The organism is Bacillus nitroreducens (assembly GCF_964021195.1).
In genome coordinates this window covers 2,087,052-2,105,007 of the sequence record NZ_CAXHYI020000003.1, presented here as the reverse complement: position 1 = coordinate 2,105,007, position 17,956 = coordinate 2,087,052, and the positions used below count along the sequence as shown (strand labels likewise).

Below are 17,956 nucleotides of genomic sequence, written 5' to 3'. Positions count from 1 at the left end.
CTAACACACTATACCGTCGTGAGTTAGGCTCTATATATAATCATGGCTGAAAAACAAAAGATTTGTCCATCCTCATCGTCACAAGTGACGCCCACTTGAAATTTAACCTCGATAATATCCTGTTCATCCAATCGAGCTAAAAAGTGGTTCATTGCATACTCAAGATCCTCTTCATGCTCCTCATCAAAAATCTTAACTTTTAATGCCATATCTCCACCTCCATCATTAGTATTGACAGAGTTTGAGAATGTTAAGCTTCTAATCTAGGATATTTACTATTTTTAAATTAGAAGTATCGGTTTTTAATGATGTTATTATCTAATTTTCTCTACCACATTTGCCAATAACCTCTCCATGTATCACCCTACTTACAGCCAACAATCCATTGAATATTAGTGGATTTCTTTTCTAGCTCCCAAACCTGTAAATAAAAAGCAAGTTATAAACGCAACGAATGTTACGGTGATGGCTATTACAAGTCCGATAAATGCCATAAATGTGTCGTCCCCAGGAAACTGTGGTTCGAGCGTAACAATCATGTAGGTAAAAACAAGTGTGAGTATTAAATAAAAGCTGCTGCCGATAAAACCTCTCAGCATACGCCCCTTCTTAACACCTTTCCACGCATTGGAAATAATTATCCAGGCATACAAACTAACAACTACAGCCCCCATCATAATAAGTAGATGGATGTAAGGAATCATTAGAAAACTTAGCCCAAAGAGGATGAGAAACGTCGTGCCAAATAGAAGTGCATTTACGACAAATAAAAATAACCCGCTTAGCCATGGTTTTTGGAACCACTCATAACTTAATAGCTTTTTCACTAAGCCATTTGAGGGACCAATCGAATTTACAAGTTTGTTTCGATTAAACCTTACAATCACCAACACCAACATGCCGATCAGTAAAAAAAGGGACATAATAGGATTCAGTTCCTTTCGATTATAAATAATGGTATCTAAACTAATTTTACCTAATAGTTTATTGCAAATCAATAAATAATTATTAATATTTAATCCATTATTATTGTTTTGAATAATTTATAACCATTAAAAAAACGTGAACTCTATTTAGAATTCACGTTATGTTCCTATTTGGTTTCACCAGTCCAGTTCAACATTCCGCCAACCATGTTACGTACTTTGTAGCCTTGGTTCTCCAAGTACGCGCAGACATTGAAACTTCTGCCACCCGAACGACAAATAATAATATATTCCTTTTCTTTATCAAAATAATCGAGGTTCTCTGGTATTTCTCCCATTTTTATATGTTTGGCTCCTGGGATCATGCCCTCTGCTACTTCTTCATCCTCACGAACATCCACAAGTTCAAGCTTTTCACCATTTTCAAGCTTTTGCTTTAGTTCTTCAGTTGTGATTTCTTCAATCATTAAGTCACATCCTTTCAAAATTCATCCTGACTATTATAACAAAGACAAAATACTTAATACAATTTCCACACAATTTATTTACCATGTTTTGTAAAACTAGAATCTCATAATAAAATGAAGTATGATGTTACTAGTTAAATAACAAGGGGGAATAAATCGTGGCCTATCCAAATACTGACGAGACCATTGAGCTGATTAAAGAGCTCGTTTTGATTCCAAGTCCATCTGGAAACACAACCGAGGTAATATCTTTCGTAGAAAAATGGCTTAGAGAGCACAATGTAGATACATATCGAAATCGTAAAGGCGGACTTATCGCTACCATCCCTGGCAAAGATGCACAAAAGAATCGTATGCTCACAGCACATGTGGATACATTGGGAGCGATCGTTAAAGAAATTAAACCGAGCGGCCGACTTAAGCTCGACCTAATTGGTGGCTTTAAATATAACTCTATCGAAGGTGAGTACTGCCGAATTGAAACCTCCACTGGCAAATTCTATACTGGCACCATCCTCATGCATCAGCAATCTGTACATGTTTACAAAGATGCTGGAAAAGCAGAGCGCAATCAAGATAATATCGAGGTCCGTATTGATGAAAAGGTGAAAAATGCTGACGAAGTTCGTGCACTGGGAATTGAAGTAGGTGACTTTGTTTCTTTTGATCCACGAGTTGAGGTAACCCCAAACGGTTATATTAAATCGCGACATTTAGATGATAAAGCCAGTGTTGGTATTCTGCTTCAGCTGATTAAACAAATCAAAGCAGAAAATATCGAGCTACCATATACAACTCATTTTCTTATTTCAAATAACGAGGAAATTGGATATGGGGGCAATTCCAATATTACACCAGAAACTGTGGAATATTTAGCAGTGGACATGGGAGCAATGGGTGACGGGCAAGCAACCGATGAATATACCGTTTCCATTTGCGCAAAGGATGCAAGTGGTCCATACCATTATGCCTTCCGAAAAAAGCTAGTTCAACTAGCTGAAAAACATGAGATAGGGTATAAAATAGATATTTATCCTTATTATGGCTCTGATGCTTCTGCAGCGATTCGTGCTGGCCATGATATTATCCATGGACTAATCGGTCCTGGAATTGATTCATCTCACGCATTTGAGAGGACACACAAGGATTCTATTGAAAATACAACAAAGTTAATCTATCATTACCTTCAATCTGAAATGGTGGAATAGTTCTAAAGTTAGGGTACCTAAAAGGTATCCTTTTTTTGATCATACACCCTTTATGCTTTCTCCTATTTTTAAATCTATGAATAGTGCATATCCCAAGGTTTTCGGAAACAACAACGGATTTAATAAAAAGAGTTTGTGTAGTATTGAACTCTAAAAAGTAGTATTTGAAGGCACTCTAAATGTTGTAGAGTTGCTCCGCTCTCCTGATAAGTGGTAAATGAGGATAGTCGGCAGTAACTGGAGTATTGTCAATCTCTTTAAAGGCGGAAGATGAAAAGCACTCTAGTGGTTATCGAGCATTATCAATATCCTAGAAAAAGGAATATGGGTGCACACGGTATGGGCTGGAGTATCATCAATCTCCTAGATTGTGGAAACTAGAAACACTCTAGACGGTGTGGAGTTATATCATTCTCCTAAAATAAGGAATATGAGTTCACTCGGCATCGGCTGGAGCATTATCACCCTCCTAGATTGTGGAAAATGGAGACACTCTAGATGGTGTGGAGTGGCACCACTCTCCTAAAATAAGGAAAACGAGAACACTCAACATGGGCTGGAGTATTATCAACATCCTAGATTGTGGAAAGTGGGGACACTCTAGACACTGTGGGGTTGCACTATCCTCCTAAAATAAAGAAAACAAGTACACTTGAACTGGATTACTCCCACTCCCCTAGATGTATCATCCCCACAAAAATGATCATGAAGTAAAAAATAGCCCTCACAATGCTGTGAGGGCTACTTCTATTAATTGGCTACAATATTTACAAGCTTTCCAGGTACTGCAATTACCTTACGTACTGTTTTGCCTTCTATTTGTTCTTTGACTGGGTCTGCACCCATTGCAATTTGTTCAAGAACCTCTTTAGAAGCATCTGCTGGAACATGTAGCTTTGCTTTTACTTTTCCATTTACTTGAATAACAATCTCAATTTCAGATTCAACTAATTTTGCTTCATCAAATGCTGGCCATGATTCGTACGCAATGGTCTCTGTATGACCAAGTTTCTCCCAAAGCTCTTCTGCCAAGTGTGGAGCAACTGGAGAAAGTAATTTTACGAAACCTTCAATATATTGCTTTGGTAATTCAGGTGCCTTATATGCATCATTGATGAATACCATTAATTGTGAGATTGCAGTGTTAAAGTGTAATGCTTCGTAGTCTTCTGTCACCTTTTTCACGGTTTGATGATAGACGCGTTCAAGGGTTGTATCATTTGAATTAGCTTTAACTTTTGATGAGATGTTTCCATTGTCATCGACAAGTAATCGCCAAATTCGGTCAAGGAAACGACGAGAACCATCAAGGCCGTTTGTAGACCAAGCAATCGAAGCATCTAATGGACCCATGAACATTTCGTATAAACGAAGTGTATCTGCACCATGTGATTCAATGATATCATCTGGGTTTACAACATTTCCTTTTGACTTACTCATTTTTTCATTACCTTCACCAAGAATCATACCTTGGTTAAATAACTTTTGGAATGGTTCCTTCGTAGTCACTACGCCGATATCATATAATACTTTGTGCCAAAATCTTGCATATAGTAAGTGTAGAACCGCATGCTCGGCACCACCAATATAAATATCAACTGGTAACCACTCTTTTAATTTTTCTGGATCTGCTAAAGCTTCGTCATTATGTGGGTCAATATAACGTAAATAGTACCAACAACTTCCAGCCCATTGTGGCATTGTGTTTGTCTCACGACGACCTTTTTTGCCAGTCTTTTCATCTACTACATTTACCCATTCCGTAATATTTGCAAGTGGTGATTCACCAGTGCCTGAAGGCTTGATTTCCTTCGTTTTTGGAAGCATAAGTGGTAGTTCTTCCTCTGGAACAGCAGTCATTGTTCCATCTTCCCATTGAATAATTGGGATCGGTTCACCCCAATAACGTTGGCGGCTAAATAACCAATCACGAAGTTTGTAGGTAATTTCTTTTTTACCAACTTTATTTTCTTCAAGCCATTCAATCATTTTCGTAATAGCTTCTTCTTTATTTAATCCGTTTAGGAAGTCTGAGTTTACATGCTCACCGTCGCCAGTATATGCTTCTTTTGAAACATCTCCACCAGCTACAACTTCTTTAATTGGCAATCCAAATTTTACAGCAAATTCATAGTCACGCTCATCATGTGCTGGAACAGCCATAATTGCACCTGTTCCATAACTCATTAAAACATAATCCGCAATCCAAATTGGCATTTTTTCTTGGTTTACTGGGTTAATTGCATATGCTCCTGTGAATACACCTGTTTTGTCTTTTGCAAGATCTGTACGTTCTAAATCACTCTTACTCTTGATTTGATCGATATAAGCTTTAACCGCTTCTTTTTGTTCAGGAGTTGTAATTTTTTCAACAAATGGATGCTCTGGAGCAAGTACTGCATAAGTAGCACCAAATAATGTATCTGGACGAGTAGTAAACACAGTGAAATTGTCATCATGTCCATCTATCTTAAACGTAACGTGTGCTCCTTCTGAACGCCCAATCCAGTTACGCTGCATTTCTTTTAAGCTTTCTGGCCAATCAAGATCTTCTAAATCCTCAAGTAAACGCTCCGCATATTCCGTGATACGTAGTACCCACTGTCTCATTGGACGTCTTTCAACAGGGTGACCGCCACGTTCACTTTTCCCATCAATAACCTCTTCGTTTGCCAGTACAGTTCCCAATGCTGGACACCAGTTTACAGGAATCTCATCTACATATGCTAAACCTTTTTCAAATAGTTTAATGAAAATCCATTGTGTCCATTTATAATATTTAGGATCAGTTGTATTAATTTCACGATCCCAATCATATGAAAATCCGAGTTCTTTAATTTGACGACGGAAGGTATTGATATTTTTCTCGGTAAATTCTGCAGGGTCGTTTCCTGTATCTAATGCATATTGCTCTGCTGGCAAACCGAATGCATCCCAACCCATTGGGTGAAGAACATTGTACCCTTGCATTCGCTTCATTCTTGATAAGATATCAGTAGCCGTATAGCCTTCAGGGTGGCCAACGTGCAGTCCCGCACCAGAAGGATACGGGAACATATCTAATGCGTAAAATTTACGCTTCCCTTTATCTTCTGTTGTCTTAAATGTTTTGTTCTGTTCCCAATATTGTTGCCATTTTTTCTCGATCTTTTGGTGATTGAAACTCATAAGACTTCCTCCTTAATCAAATACAAATCCTTACATAATCTTATATAAAAAACAAAAAACCCCTAATCCCAAAAGGGACGAGAGGATATGTATTCTTCCCGCGGTACCACCCACATTAGTGACAAATTGTGCACTCACTTCATTCATCCTTAACGCGGACCATACGACAAGCACTAGTTTGCATTCAATGCAGTTCATGCTTATTGCTCTAAGGCGAGTTCATGTTCATCAACGATTGACTTTCACCACCCGTCAACTCTCTAAACGTATTTAGAACATTACTACTCCTTTTCAACGCTACAATATTTTTTGATTATATTCAGTATTGTATAGAATTTGTGAATAAACTGCAAGTAGAATAGGAAAAATTGGGCTTTTCCTCCACCATTATACCCAACACTCTTTTCATTTAATCTAAAAATGTATATTACATAGCCAACTTTCTTAAACAAAAAATAGTAATGTTTGGGCTTACAATACTCAAAAAAAATGGTCATCTATGTGACGATTTCTTGACTAATAAACGCATTTTGAAGACCTTTAAATCCTTGTCACTATTGGAATGGTGCTTATATGCTCACCTTTTCACAAACTGTCCATAGTTTAGGTAATAAAGCGTGATTTAAATCACCTTTTATTAGATGTCCTCCGAATATGATAAAGGTGTAGAAATCAAATAACAAAATATTCAGGGGGGATTTATGATGAACAAAAAAATTAAATTATTGTTTGCCTCGTTAGTTGGAACGTCAATGATTTTATCAGGGTGTGGTAGTAGTCAAGAGACCATAAAAGAAGAAAAGGTAGAAGCTCAAACAGCTGGTTCTGAATCAAGCCAAGGTGAAATAATTGCTCCTCACAAAGATCTCAACCAGGAACCTGTCCCATTAAAAGTAGAAAGAGTTTCTGAAAATGAAGTAAATGTTGAAATGACAGCCCAAATTACGGATATTGAAATTGACAAAGGATATATATACAAAGCTTGGACATTCAATGGAGAAGCACAGGGACCAGTGGTCGTCGTCAATGAAGGAGACACAATAAACTTTACTATGAAAAATATGGACCCTGCCATTCCTCATAGCATGGACTTCCATGCCGTTCACGCAGCACCTTCAAAGAAGTTTATTGACGTAATGCCAGATGAAACTGGAACATTCTCTTATCCAGCAAATAAGCCAGGGGTATTTATGTACCACTGTGGAACTGCGCCTGTTTTATCACATATCGCAAACGGTATGCACGGAACAATCATTGTAAAACCAAAGAATGGATATCCAACAGACCATGAGGTTGATAGAGAATACTTGCTCATTCAAAACGAATGGTATAAATACAACGATTTACATGACATGACAAACGGTGTACCAAGCCAAGTTGTATTCTCTACAAAAGCTCTTAAAGATGGCGACCCAAACACGAATGGAGACACATTCTCATTAAAAGAAACTCCATTACTAGCAAAAGTAGGCGAAAAGGTAAGACTTTATGTTAATAATGTTGGTCCAAATGAAGTAAGCTCTTTCCACGTAGTTGGTACAATATTTGATGATGTATATATCGATGGAAATCCCGCTAACCACATGGAAGGATTGCAAACGGTAATGTTGCCTGCAAGCGGTGGAGCTGTAGTTGAATTTACAGTTACGGAAGAAGGTACATATTCAATTGTTACTCACCAATTCAACCATGCAACAAAAGGAGCAGTAGCATTATTAAAAGTAACAGCTGATGGACAATAAAAAAAGACCCTATAAAAAAGCACACAGGGCACTCTTTTACAAGGTCAACAAAAAGTCTAAAATAAGTGTATCATAAAAATAGAAAAATAGTTAAAAAAGAATCTCATTTTTATGAGATTCTTCAGAGTGTAGAGAAAGGGGTATTTTTTCTCTACACTTTTTGTTTTCGGTGGTTTTTGTAGTTGTAAGTTGACATTATTCTTTATCAAAAATCTTGAAAATATCACTCCCAACCATCTAGCCTTGCTTGGCTAGGTGGTTGGCAATCTTTTTCATGTTCTGGCAGGCTGCTGTAAGTAATACCTGCTCACTAGCATTTTTAATTCCCCGTAACCTACAGTAGCGAAGCCCATGCAGCTCTTTTGAGTCTGCGAAGCTTCGCTCTACGGTTTCTTTTCTAAACTTATAAAGAATTTTCCCTTCCAGAGAGAGGCGATTTAGCCTCACCTTATCTTTATGATCTTCCCAAACATGACGAGTAACAACTTTTTGCTTATTCCGGGATCTAGTGCATTGTTCAAGAAGAGGGCAGGTTGAACATTTCTTGGGATCTGACTTGTACTCTCGGTAACCTTCTCTTGTAGTTGAACGATATGTTAGTTCCTCGCTATTTGGACAAACATAAATGTCATTTTCTTTATTATATTTAAACTTCCATTTTGGAAAGAGTCCTTTTGTTGGTTGATACCTTCTATGGGCAATAACTCCAAAGATCTTACGATCTGATAATCCTTTGCAAATCGGATTAGTTAAGTATCCAGAGTCAAGAGCAACAGCTTCCACATTAAAGTTAAATCGTAAGATTTGACGATCTAAACGGCTAAGATATGGTATTGAATCATGGACATTACCTGGAGTTACGAATGCATCAGTTATAATGTTAAACTTCAAATCTGTTGTCCGATGGTCTAAATAACAGAACATCTCTTGCTTATTGTCTCGCGACATAAACCCACTTTCTGGATCTGTGGTACTTACTCTAATCTCTTTTGTTTCTTTCACCTCCTCCTTTTCCTTTAAAGGCTTTTTTCCATGTTCAGCACGATCTTCTTCAATTGCCTTATTTAACTCATTTAAATATTCACGAGTTTCTACTTCAACTTCTTCCCTTGTAAATTTATGTTTATTCGCATTAGCTTTGAGATGAGTGGAGTCCGTAAATAAGACTCTTCCGCCAACCATTTTGTGATTCATTGCAAGAAGAACAATTTCATCAAAGATTTCTTGGAAGATGTCTGTATCTTTAAAACGCTTATGACGATTCCAGCTTATTGTGGAATGATGTGGTACAGGATCTTTAAATCTGAGACCTAAAAACCAACGATATGCGACATTAAGTTTTATCTCTTGTTCAAGCTGTCTTTCGGAACGGATACCATAAAAATATCCAATAAACATCATTTTAAAAAGAACAAGAGGGTCGATCGAAGGTCGACCATTATCTTCAGAGTAGTAAGGTTTTACTCTCTCAATTATAAAAGAAAAATCTATGTATTTATCTATTTTTCGTAACAGATGGTTATCTGGAACAAGCTCGTCAATTGATACAAATTCAATTTCATTTTGTGTATTTTCCCTAGTATTTAACACAATATCACCAACCCTAATTTATTAAATATATTATAACATATTAACGCGGTGAATTATTAAAGTGTATCAAAAGAATAAAGGCTGTCGAGACTTTCTCGACAGCCTGAAGAATCTCATTTTTATGAGATTCTTTTCATTTCCTATTGAGCAGTATAGCCTCCATCAATCACACAAGCCTGACCCGTTATTCCCTTTGCGTGTTCACTCGCTAAAAAAAGGACATAACTCGCAATTTCTTCAACCTCTAACAGACGTTTTTGTGGAACAAGAGGATAAATAACCTCTTCTAAAACCTTTTCTACATCTACATTTCTGGTTTTTGCTAAATCTGTTAGTTGGTTTCGTACAAGTGGAGTATCAACATATCCTGGACAAATCGCGTTAACTGTAATCCCATGATCTGCTCCCTCTAGTGCAGCAACCTTCGTTAAACCAATTACCCCATGTTTTGCACTATTATATGCTGCCTTTCCTGCAAACCCTATTAAACCATTAATGGAAGCCATGTTAATAATTCTTCCAAATTTCTGTTGTTTCATAATTGGAAACACATGTTTAATGGCAAAAAATGGTGCTGTTAGCATTACTGAAAGAAGTAATTCAAACTTTTCCTTAGGAAACTCTTCTAATGGTGCAACATGCTGCAACCCTGCATTGTTTATAAGGCAATCAATTCTTCCATAGTTCTCATATGTTTCCTTAATAACCTCAATCATTTCTTTTTCATTTGTAACATTACATTTTAAACCAATTACTTCATAACCTTTTTCTTGAAGGGATGTTGCGGACTTTTTTACTTCTTGTTCATTTAAATCTGTTAACACAACAGACGCACCATTTTGGGCAAAGGCTTTCCCCATTTCGTAACCAATTCCCCGTGCTGCACCCGTGATTAACACAACCTTTTTGTTCACCTCTACGACCTCCTAAATTCCTAGACCTAAAGAAAATAAAGCAATTGCAATGATTAACCCGATTGTTGGAACAATGACTGTTAACGCACCCACGGCTCCATAGGCATCTTTATGTGTTTCACCACAAATTGAACGAACCGTCGTAACAACATAGCCATTATGCGGGAGAGAATCTAAAGCTCCAGATGAAATAGCAACAACCCTGTGAAGTGCTTCCGTATTAACTCCTGTTTCTATGTAGTGCGGAGCTAATAATGGAAGTGCAATAGCCTGCCCACCAGAGGCTGATCCTGTCATCCCTGCAATCACGCTAACTGCAATCGCTCCTCCAATTAAAGGACTTCCTGGAATATTTGTCATTGCATCAACAGCAATCTGAAATGCTGGTGATGCTTGCGCAACCCCTCCAAATCCAACAACAGCTGCTGTATTCCCGATTGCAATTAGTGCCCCGAGTGTTCCTTCAGAGAGGGCTTTACTGACGGATGTAAAATATTTACGATTTAACAAATAGGTCGATAGGACACCACCTAATAATGCAACGATAAGCGCAGATTGCGCAAGCTTGTCATGAAAAATAAATGAGATGATAAGAACTATGGCCAATGGTATAAGTCCTGTAATTGGATGTGGAAGTTCTTTATTTTCAACAATTGGGTCATTCTCCCTTGAGACAAAGGTTTCCCCTCTAGCAACAGCTTTTGAAATCATTCGTTTCAACCACCAATAACCGAAAACCATCATAAATACTGCTACGATTGCACTTACTTCCCATCCAGCCAATGGTGATGTACCTAAAAATTCAATTGGAATCCAGTTTTGGATTTCTGGTGATCCAGCAGAGGTCATTGTAAATGTAACAGAACCAAATGCTAATGTTGCAGGGATAAATCTTCTCGGTAAATTAGCTTCTTTAAATAAGCTAATCGCCATCGGATAAACAGAGAAGGCAACTACGAATAAACTTACTCCACCATACGTTAAAACAGCACAGGCAAGGACAATTGCAAAAATCGCGTATTTCATCCCTAACTTATCTACAATCCACTTTGATACACTATCAGCTGCACCACTATCTTCCATTACCTTTCCAAAAACAGCACCAAGTAAGAACATGAGGTACCATGACGTAACGAAACTTGAAAATCCACTCATATAATTTCCAACAAAATTAGCCTCTCCCTCACCTGCCAATTGTGGAAATAATGGTAAGCCACTTAGCACAGCAACAAATAAGGCACATAAAGGACCAGCGATTAAAAGGTTCATCCCTTTCATTGTTAAATAAATGAGAAGGACTAAACCACCAATTAGTCCAATCATACTAAGCATTTTGTATCCCCCTTATCAAAGAACTTTTTAGTAATCGCTTTCAATTCCATTTCCAATAGACGGCACGTTTAGTAAACCTCCTTTTTAGATTGCAGTTATAAACAATGCAAGCTGTGTGCCAAAATGAAAATCGCCATAAAATCGCCACCATCTGTTTTTTCCACTCTTCAATTTCCAGGTTCCCGGAATAATAATCTCCGATTTTTCAAAAAAACGTACTCTTATAGGCAAAAAAAGGATTCCATAATTCTGGAATACAATTCCGAATTTCTGGAATCTAAATTTCTAACTTAAATTTTTTTATTTTTTCATACATACTTGACTTGCTAATTCCAAGCGCTTTGGCCACTAATTGTTTATCTGCATCATATTTTTGGAGCGTTCTCTGAATGACCCTTTTTTCCGTATCTTCAAGAATCTCTTTTAATGTCTTTTGACCAATTAACAATTTAGGATCGTCCATTAAGTAATCAGGTAATGAACGCATCTCTATTTTTTCACCACTTGTTAAATGGATTGCAGCCTCAATGACATTTTCTAGCTCACGAAGATTTCCTGGCCATCGATGTTGACTAAAAATATTAAGAACTTCATCATCTATAGAAGTAATTCTTTTTCCTGTACGCTTTGAAACTTTTTCGATAAAAAATTTGGTAAGTGGCGCAATATCCTCTGGCCTTTCCCGAAGTGGCGGGATGGTGAAAGGGATTACATTAATTCGGTAAAATAAATCTTCACGGAATCTTTTTTCCTCAATCATTTGCTCTAAAGGTCGATTTGTCGCTGCAATTACACGAACATCAACTGGAATTGGCTTTACTGCTCCAACAGGCTCAACTTCTTTTTCCTGGAGAACTCGTAATAGTTTTATCTGCATATGTAGTGGCATATCCCCTATTTCATCTAAAAAGATGGTTCCACCATGTGCAAGAACAAACTTGCCTTTTTTTCCTCCCTTTTTTGCACCTGTAAAAGCGCCTTCTTCATACCCAAACAACTCTGATTCTAATAGGTTCTCAGGGATTGCTCCACAATTAATTTTGATAAAGGGATTTTGACTTCTTTCACTTAATTGGTGAATACTGTGTGCAAATAATTCCTTACCTGTTCCACTTTCACCGCGAATAAGAACCGAAATATCGCCTGAAGCAATACTTTTCACCTTTTCTTTTAATTCAAGTACTTGTTTTGATGCTGTTTTTATATCATTCAGCGTGTATTTTGCCCCATTGTTTTCCTGCCAATCTTCTATATAGGTTTGCAGTTGTGACATTAAGCTTTTAATGTGACTATTCATCTTATTTAGGGCCTTTGTATCTCTAAAAATGACTGCTCCAACTGCCCCAACAATTTTTTGATCGGAATAGATAGGAATTCTGTTTGCAATCATATAATTCCCCTTTATAAGCTGTGGACTTCCAATCTCTTCTTTACCTGTTTGCACAACAATGTGCATTCTAGTATTTTCAATTACCTCTGTAACATGTTTACCAATTACCTTATCTCGATTCACTTCAAGGAAATCACAATAATTTTGATTCATGTAACTAATTTTACCTTGATAATCGACAACAACGATCCATTCATAAGCAGTATCAATAATGGTTTCAAGAATTTTACTTTTAAACTCCAAATCATCTTGATCTAACATCAATTCTCCCTCCCCCCTAATTACATCATAACATTTGGTTTCTATAGATAAAAAAGACTTGATACCTTTTTTTAGTATCAAGCCTCCAACATTATGCACTTACCACAACATGTTTTTTTTCTTTTACTTGCTTATCATAAATGAGAGTAGTGAAAATGGATACAGTCAACAAGATCGCTAAAATGGTAAATAACATACTCATTCCCCATAAGTCAACGAGAATTCCTCCAAGGACTGGTCCTATCATCCGCCCACCAGTAGCCGTACTGTTGACAATTCCTTGGTAAAAGCCCTCTCTTCCTTTTGGAGCAAGGTTATTTGCTATGGTTGGCACAGCTGGCCATACGAACATTTCACCTACCGTTAAGATAATCATGGCCACCAAAAACCCGTTAAATGAGTTTGCTGTTGACACAATCAGGAAAGAACAAATAAAGATAAGAATGCCAATGATAATTTGTTTTTTCAACGATTTTGCGATGAATGTAATTACCAAGCTCAAAAGTGGCTGTCCTAAGACAATTAAACCTCCATTTACCGTCCATAATAAGCTGTACTGTTTCAATGTAATTCCAATGTCCTGGGTATAGCTTGAAATGGTTGCCTGCCACTGTACATAAGCCACCCAACACAATGCATAACCAATACAGAGAATAAGCAATGCTGTCATTTTAGATCGATTTTTAACCATTTTCGACTGTTCGAGTAGACTTGGTTGGTTTGCTTTCTCCGCTTTTATATTCCGATACCCATATACAGCCACTAAGAAAAAGAGAAAGTACATGAATGTATTTGCCATAAAAATATAATCAAATGAATAGGAAGCAACAAAACCACCGAGTGCTGATCCAATTGCAACACCAAGGTTTTGAGCAATATAAACAGCATTAAAAGACTTTCTTCCCCCTTCTGGCCAAACAGCTCCTGCCATTGCAAACATCGCAGGAAACACCATTCCAGAACCAAGACCGATAATTGTTAGAAAAATAACATAATGTGGCCAACCATGGAAGAAAGTAAGACCTATTAGAGCCACCAATGAAATCAGTATACCTGTCAGGATTGATTTGTAACCACCGATTTTATCAAATAGTACGCCACCTACTAAATTTCCAATAACGGTTGCACCCGCATTCACCATTAAAACAATGCCAGCAACTGATAAAGATTTTTCGAGATGTCCATGGATATAAATGGCATTTAGCGGCCACAAAAAAGATGAACCAGTGACATTGATAATCATTCCAATAATAATCATCCAAAGCGCTCTCGGCATATGGGGCACCCCCTTTTTTACATTCATTTGCACACCAAAAATATTCTATTCCTTTGCGTTCCTATATTCAATTTAAAAAAGTATTCCGATAAATAGTACATATTTTAGGCGTCAAACGAACTCTTAGTAAAAGGGCTGACTGCTAGACCTAGATAATTAGATACGAACACAAGGTTGTAGTTTGGTTTTCTAAATCAATAAAAAACCGACAAGCACTTTGCACTTGTCGGTTCAACTATTATTCAGGACGTTGTTTCGATTTTACAGGCTGCCCTTTTTGTAGGTATTTTTTCTTGGACTGTTTTACTGGGTCAAAATCTTTTCCAAACTCCATATCATTGCTGTTTACTCCATTTTTTGTTTTTTGCTCTGGATTATTTTGCTTCGAACGTTTTTTCATCACTTCATCCCCTACATATTATACTCTTGGATGACATTCACATCTAATGTCATATCATTTTGAAGTTGTTGTAATTGTAGTCTCATTCGGTGCAATCGTTCACGTTGCTGATCATTACAACTTTGAGCAAGTTTTGCTAATTCATTCGTAACTTCCTCTAATTGCAATTGAGCATTAGTATATTCGGTCGTGTTATAATGCTCCTGTTTTCTCGCTTCAGTAATTTGTTCCTCTGCATATTGAATCGTATCTTCACAACGTTGTAAAAAAGCATCCACCGATTGTCGAGTAGCCATTCTTTCCCCTCCTACATTCGTAATGAGAAAAAGAAGCTTTCTCTTTTATAGTGTGTTCATCTTGATTTTCTTTTTTCAATAAATTGTTTCCAATTTATGAATTCCACACACGAGGTCAAACAGACCAAATTAAAGCTAAATGGTGTACAGTCCGTGAACTTTTCAATTTCCATTTGAGTTCCTCAAAGCACACATGCTACAATTTATCGTAGTATTTTTTTCTTAGTGAGGAGGGGCGAAAATGCCTCAAGTTAATCCATTTCTATATTCATCAGATAATAAAAGATATCATACATGGAATTATCATTTACGTAATACATTTGGCCATAAAGTATTTAAAGTAGCTCTTGATGGCGGATTTGACTGTCCAAATCGGGATGGTACAGTTGCCCATGGGGGCTGTACGTTTTGTAGTGTATCAGGTTCAGGTGATTTTGCTGGAAATCGTGCTGATGATATTCTTACACAATTCCATACCATTAAAAGTATCATGCATGAAAAATGGAAGGACGGAAAATACATGGCATATTTCCAAGCTTTCACAAATACTCATGCACCAGTTGAGGTTTTGCGTGAAAGGTTCGAACCTGTGTTAAGCCAAGAAGGAGTTGTTGGTATTTCCATTGCCACAAGGCCAGATTGTCTTCCTGACGATGTTGTCGAATATTTAGCTGATTTAAATAAACGAACTTACCTTTGGGTTGAACTTGGGTTGCAAACAGTTCACGAAACAACAGCACAGTTAATTAACCGTGCCCATGATTTTCAATGCTATATTGACGGAGTCGAAAAACTTCGCAAACATAATATTCGCATTTGCTCCCATATTATTAATGGCCTCCCACAGGAAACGCCAGAAATGATGATGGAAACAGCCAGAGAAGTCGCAAAACTTGATGTGCAAGGGATCAAAATTCACTTGCTTCATTTATTAAAGGGAACTCCAATGGTAAAACAATTTGAAAAAGGTCTGTTGGAATTTCTCACTTTTGATGAGTATGTACAATTAGTGTGTGACCAACTGGAAATTTTACCACCAGAAATGATTGTTCACCGTATTACTGGAGATGGACCAATCGATTTAATGGTTGGTCCGATGTGGAGTGTTAATAAATGGGAAGTTCTCAATACAATTGATGCTGAACTTAAACGACGTGATAGTTATCAAGGGAAATATTATAAGAAGGTAGCGGAAAGCGTATGAAATTAGACCGTATTCTTCCATTTGCTCGGAACTTGTTACGACTTGCTGTGACTGAAGGAGATTATGCTGTTGATGCAACAATCGGCAATGGTCATGACACAACAATGCTCGCGGAATTAGTAGGTGAAACGGGGCAGGTCTTCGGTTTTGATATTCAACAGGAAGCGATTGAACAGACAACTGCTCGGCTAAAGGATCAAGAGCTTTATGAACGAGTTTGTTTGTTTCATAAGAGCCATAATCAACTTTTAACGATGATCCCAGATGAGGTACATGGTAAAATTGCTGGGGCCATTTTTAACTTGGGGTATTTACCAGGTGGAAACAAAGAAATTGTCACAAAGCCTGATTCCACCATAGAGGCAATTGAGCAATTACTTACCATTATGAAAGTTGAAGGTATAATTGTCCTCGTTATTTACCATGGCCATAAAGAAGGTGCAGTCGAACGAGATCGATTAATGGAATACTGTACAAATCTCGATCAAAATCAAGCTCACGTACTCATGTACCGATTTATGAACCAAAAAAACAATCCACCTTTTATTATTGCGATTGAAAAAAGATAGAGCCTAAAACTGCTAAAAAACGCTCGCTTTCGTCTCCGCTTAGTGGTGAGCCTTGTCTGAAATGCGTTTTCAAGCCAGCTTAGGAAAGTATTCGTAAAAGGTAATCTTATTAAAAAAGATAGAGCACGTTCCGCTCTATCTTTTCTTATTCAATGACATGTTGAAGTCTTCTGTAGGCTCGTCCATTTATATAAAAGAAGTACGATGTTTTTCCACCTAGCCTAATGATTTTCCTCGCCAATTTCGATACATTTCGTTGCGTTCTAACTTTTTCATCTGACAAATAAAGCCCCAATAAACCACGATTTATCAGTCTATGGAATTTTTCATTGGGTAATCCAATGGTATGCTTATCTGCCTCGTTGATAAAATGTTTGATACGCTCTACCAATTCATTTTCATGTGAATAGTAAAAACAGAAATTCAAGTCGCCACCTTGACGATCCTCTTCTTGATCCACAAAATAATCAAGAAGAATATGTAAACCCTGAATGTAGGGAAAATACCCATTACGAACTTTCGTAGCAATTTCTTCATTAAACTCCTCATGAAAGGCATAGGCAACTAAACAAAAAATGCCTAATGTGGACCCTGAGCAAGCTGAAAACTCATACCATTCCATTCTAGGTAGATTACGTTGATGACTTTTAAACCAATTCTCAAGCCTTAGTACACGTTCTTCTTCTTTTACATGCTTATGAATTTGCAATTCACAATAATAGCTTGATAATTCCTGTAAATAATCTGCAATTTTATCATAATGAATGATATGTTGAAGGACATCTTGACATGTTGTGACTAAACTTTCTAAATAGCCACCATCATCCTGTTCATTACGATATTGATAATAATTTTTTGTGGGTTGCCCTGGTCGCAATGCATCTGGCATGGAATCATGAAGTGAACGAAAATCGGTCGGATCTAATGAAGTACTGCGATCGCAAAGATTATCAAGATAATCACTAATCGTCTGATAGGCAACAATAAAACGAATGCATTCCTCCATTTTCCTACCTGCTAATAAGGCCATGATTGCCCCACCTTCACAGTGAAACGTTTTTGTTCGAATACTTGCTAAGGCCTGTTTCTTTAGCTCTTTATTTGGAATCGACTCTGCTTTCTTTTTCCAAACCGCTAATTCACGATGCACAATCGGAAATACCTCACGATACACTTTCTTCATTAAACTTATAGGTTGCGTTGGTACCATCGA

The 17,956-nt window shown here is 37.3% G+C and carries 16 protein-coding genes and 1 other annotated feature; of the genes, 4 read left to right on the top strand and 12 right to left on the bottom strand.

Annotated elements, in window-relative coordinates; all coding sequences use genetic code 11:
* Positions 1 to 23: 23 nt before the first annotated feature.
* From ACWPVE_RS14095 to ACWPVE_RS14085, 3 genes are all read right to left on the bottom strand, one after another.
* On the bottom strand, positions 24 to 209 hold the full coding sequence (locus ACWPVE_RS14095; RefSeq protein WP_453994324.1) for a sporulation protein Cse60: 186 nt from the start codon (positions 207 to 209) through the stop codon (positions 24 to 26).
* A 183-nt stretch (positions 210 to 392) separates the two neighbouring features.
* On the bottom strand, positions 393 to 887 hold the full coding sequence (locus ACWPVE_RS14090) for a hypothetical protein (RefSeq protein WP_453994323.1): 495 nt from the start codon (positions 885 to 887) through the stop codon (positions 393 to 395).
* A gap of 206 nt (positions 888 to 1,093) precedes the next feature.
* Positions 1,094 to 1,393, bottom strand: a complete 300-nt coding sequence (locus tag ACWPVE_RS14085) for a rhodanese-like domain-containing protein (protein ID WP_453994321.1) — start codon at positions 1,391 to 1,393, stop codon at positions 1,094 to 1,096.
* Between the two features lie 158 nt (positions 1,394 to 1,551).
* On the opposite strand from ACWPVE_RS14085, the gene ACWPVE_RS14080 reads away from it, so the two are divergent.
* Positions 1,552 to 2,601: a M42 family metallopeptidase gene (locus ACWPVE_RS14080; RefSeq protein WP_453994319.1), complete on the top strand. Its 1,050-nt coding sequence runs from the start codon at positions 1,552 to 1,554 to the stop codon at positions 2,599 to 2,601.
* A gap of 750 nt (positions 2,602 to 3,351) precedes the next feature.
* Here ACWPVE_RS14080 and leuS read toward each other — a convergent pair.
* Positions 3,352 to 5,769, bottom strand: a complete 2,418-nt coding sequence (leuS, locus tag ACWPVE_RS14075; protein ID WP_453994317.1) for a leucine--tRNA ligase — start codon at positions 5,767 to 5,769, stop codon at positions 3,352 to 3,354.
* Between the two features lie 70 nt (positions 5,770 to 5,839).
* Positions 5,840 to 6,073, bottom strand: a binding site (T-box leader).
* 400 nt (positions 6,074 to 6,473) lie between these two features.
* Here leuS and ACWPVE_RS14070 point away from each other — a divergent pair.
* A complete protein-coding gene (locus ACWPVE_RS14070; protein ID WP_453994315.1) occupies positions 6,474 to 7,511 on the top strand; it encodes a multicopper oxidase domain-containing protein in 1,038 nt (345 codons plus the stop codon).
* A gap of 237 nt (positions 7,512 to 7,748) precedes the next feature.
* Here the strand turns inward: ACWPVE_RS14070 and ACWPVE_RS14065 are convergent, their stop codons facing one another.
* From ACWPVE_RS14065 to ACWPVE_RS14035, 7 genes are all read right to left on the bottom strand, one after another.
* Positions 7,749 to 9,101, bottom strand: a complete 1,353-nt coding sequence (locus ACWPVE_RS14065) for an IS1182 family transposase (protein WP_453990812.1) — start codon at positions 9,099 to 9,101, stop codon at positions 7,749 to 7,751.
* A gap of 140 nt (positions 9,102 to 9,241) precedes the next feature.
* On the bottom strand, positions 9,242 to 10,015 hold the full coding sequence (locus ACWPVE_RS14060) for a 3-hydroxybutyrate dehydrogenase (protein WP_453994313.1): 774 nt from the start codon (positions 10,013 to 10,015) through the stop codon (positions 9,242 to 9,244).
* Positions 10,016 to 10,027: 12 nt separating this feature from the next.
* Positions 10,028 to 11,347 carry a GntP family permease gene (locus ACWPVE_RS14055; protein ID WP_453994311.1) on the bottom strand — a complete coding sequence of 440 codons (1,320 nt, stop codon included), beginning with the start codon at positions 11,345 to 11,347 and terminating at the stop codon, positions 10,028 to 10,030.
* A 277-nt stretch (positions 11,348 to 11,624) separates the two neighbouring features.
* Positions 11,625 to 12,998: a sigma-54 interaction domain-containing protein gene (locus tag ACWPVE_RS14050; RefSeq protein WP_453994309.1), complete on the bottom strand. Its 1,374-nt coding sequence runs from the start codon at positions 12,996 to 12,998 to the stop codon at positions 11,625 to 11,627.
* A gap of 91 nt (positions 12,999 to 13,089) precedes the next feature.
* Positions 13,090 to 14,274 (bottom strand): MDR family MFS transporter, encoded by a 1,185-nt coding sequence (locus ACWPVE_RS14045; RefSeq protein ID WP_453994307.1) that lies wholly within the window; start codon positions 14,272 to 14,274, stop codon positions 13,090 to 13,092.
* A 238-nt stretch (positions 14,275 to 14,512) separates the two neighbouring features.
* Positions 14,513 to 14,674 (bottom strand): glycogen biosynthesis protein GlgD, encoded by a 162-nt coding sequence (locus ACWPVE_RS14040; protein WP_453994305.1) that lies wholly within the window; start codon positions 14,672 to 14,674, stop codon positions 14,513 to 14,515.
* Between the two features lie 11 nt (positions 14,675 to 14,685).
* A complete protein-coding gene (locus ACWPVE_RS14035; protein ID WP_453994303.1) occupies positions 14,686 to 14,970 on the bottom strand; it encodes a YtzC family protein in 285 nt (94 codons plus the stop codon).
* Between the two features lie 241 nt (positions 14,971 to 15,211).
* Here ACWPVE_RS14035 and ACWPVE_RS14030 point away from each other — a divergent pair, with 241 nt between their 5' ends.
* Positions 15,212 to 16,174 (top strand): TIGR01212 family radical SAM protein, encoded by a 963-nt coding sequence (locus tag ACWPVE_RS14030; RefSeq protein ID WP_453994301.1) that lies wholly within the window; start codon positions 15,212 to 15,214, stop codon positions 16,172 to 16,174.
* On the top strand, positions 16,171 to 16,743 hold the full coding sequence (locus ACWPVE_RS14025; protein WP_453994299.1) for a class I SAM-dependent methyltransferase: 573 nt from the start codon (positions 16,171 to 16,173) through the stop codon (positions 16,741 to 16,743). The genes ACWPVE_RS14030 and ACWPVE_RS14025 overlap by 4 nt, the downstream gene beginning before the upstream one ends.
* A 145-nt stretch (positions 16,744 to 16,888) precedes the next feature.
* Here the strand turns inward: ACWPVE_RS14025 and ACWPVE_RS14020 are convergent, their stop codons facing one another.
* Positions 16,889 to 17,953, bottom strand: coding sequence for a tetraprenyl-beta-curcumene synthase family protein (locus ACWPVE_RS14020; protein ID WP_453994297.1), 1,065 nt, complete (start codon positions 17,951 to 17,953; stop codon positions 16,889 to 16,891).
* Between the last annotated feature and the right edge of the window lie 3 nt (positions 17,954 to 17,956).

What these genes read in the sequence shown, in the direction of transcription:
- ACWPVE_RS14095 (WP_453994324.1), bottom strand. Translation starts at nt 209, where the DNA reads ATGGCATTAAAAGTTAAGATTTTTGATGAGGAGCATGAAGAGGATCTT.
- ACWPVE_RS14085 (WP_453994321.1), bottom strand. Translation starts at nt 1,393, where the DNA reads ATGATTGAAGAAATCACAACTGAAGAACTAAAGCAAAAGCTTGAAAAT.
- leuS (WP_453994317.1), bottom strand. Translation starts at nt 5,769, where the DNA reads ATGAGTTTCAATCACCAAAAGATCGAGAAAAAATGGCAACAATATTGG.
- ACWPVE_RS14070 (WP_453994315.1), top strand. Translation starts at nt 6,474, where the DNA reads ATGAACAAAAAAATTAAATTATTGTTTGCCTCGTTAGTTGGAACGTCA.
- ACWPVE_RS14055 (WP_453994311.1), bottom strand. Translation starts at nt 11,347, where the DNA reads ATGCTTAGTATGATTGGACTAATTGGTGGTTTAGTCCTTCTCATTTAT.
- ACWPVE_RS14050 (WP_453994309.1), bottom strand. Translation starts at nt 12,998, where the DNA reads ATGTTAGATCAAGATGATTTGGAGTTTAAAAGTAAAATTCTTGAAACC.
- ACWPVE_RS14045 (WP_453994307.1), bottom strand. Translation starts at nt 14,274, where the DNA reads ATGCCGAGAGCGCTTTGGATGATTATTATTGGAATGATTATCAATGTC.
- ACWPVE_RS14040 (WP_453994305.1), bottom strand. Translation starts at nt 14,674, where the DNA reads ATGAAAAAACGTTCGAAGCAAAATAATCCAGAGCAAAAAACAAAAAAT.
- ACWPVE_RS14035 (WP_453994303.1), bottom strand. Translation starts at nt 14,970, where the DNA reads ATGGCTACTCGACAATCGGTGGATGCTTTTTTACAACGTTGTGAAGAT.
- ACWPVE_RS14030 (WP_453994301.1), top strand. Translation starts at nt 15,212, where the DNA reads ATGCCTCAAGTTAATCCATTTCTATATTCATCAGATAATAAAAGATAT.
- ACWPVE_RS14025 (WP_453994299.1), top strand. Translation starts at nt 16,171, where the DNA reads ATGAAATTAGACCGTATTCTTCCATTTGCTCGGAACTTGTTACGACTT.
- ACWPVE_RS14020 (WP_453994297.1), bottom strand. Translation starts at nt 17,953, where the DNA reads ATGGTACCAACGCAACCTATAAGTTTAATGAAGAAAGTGTATCGTGAG.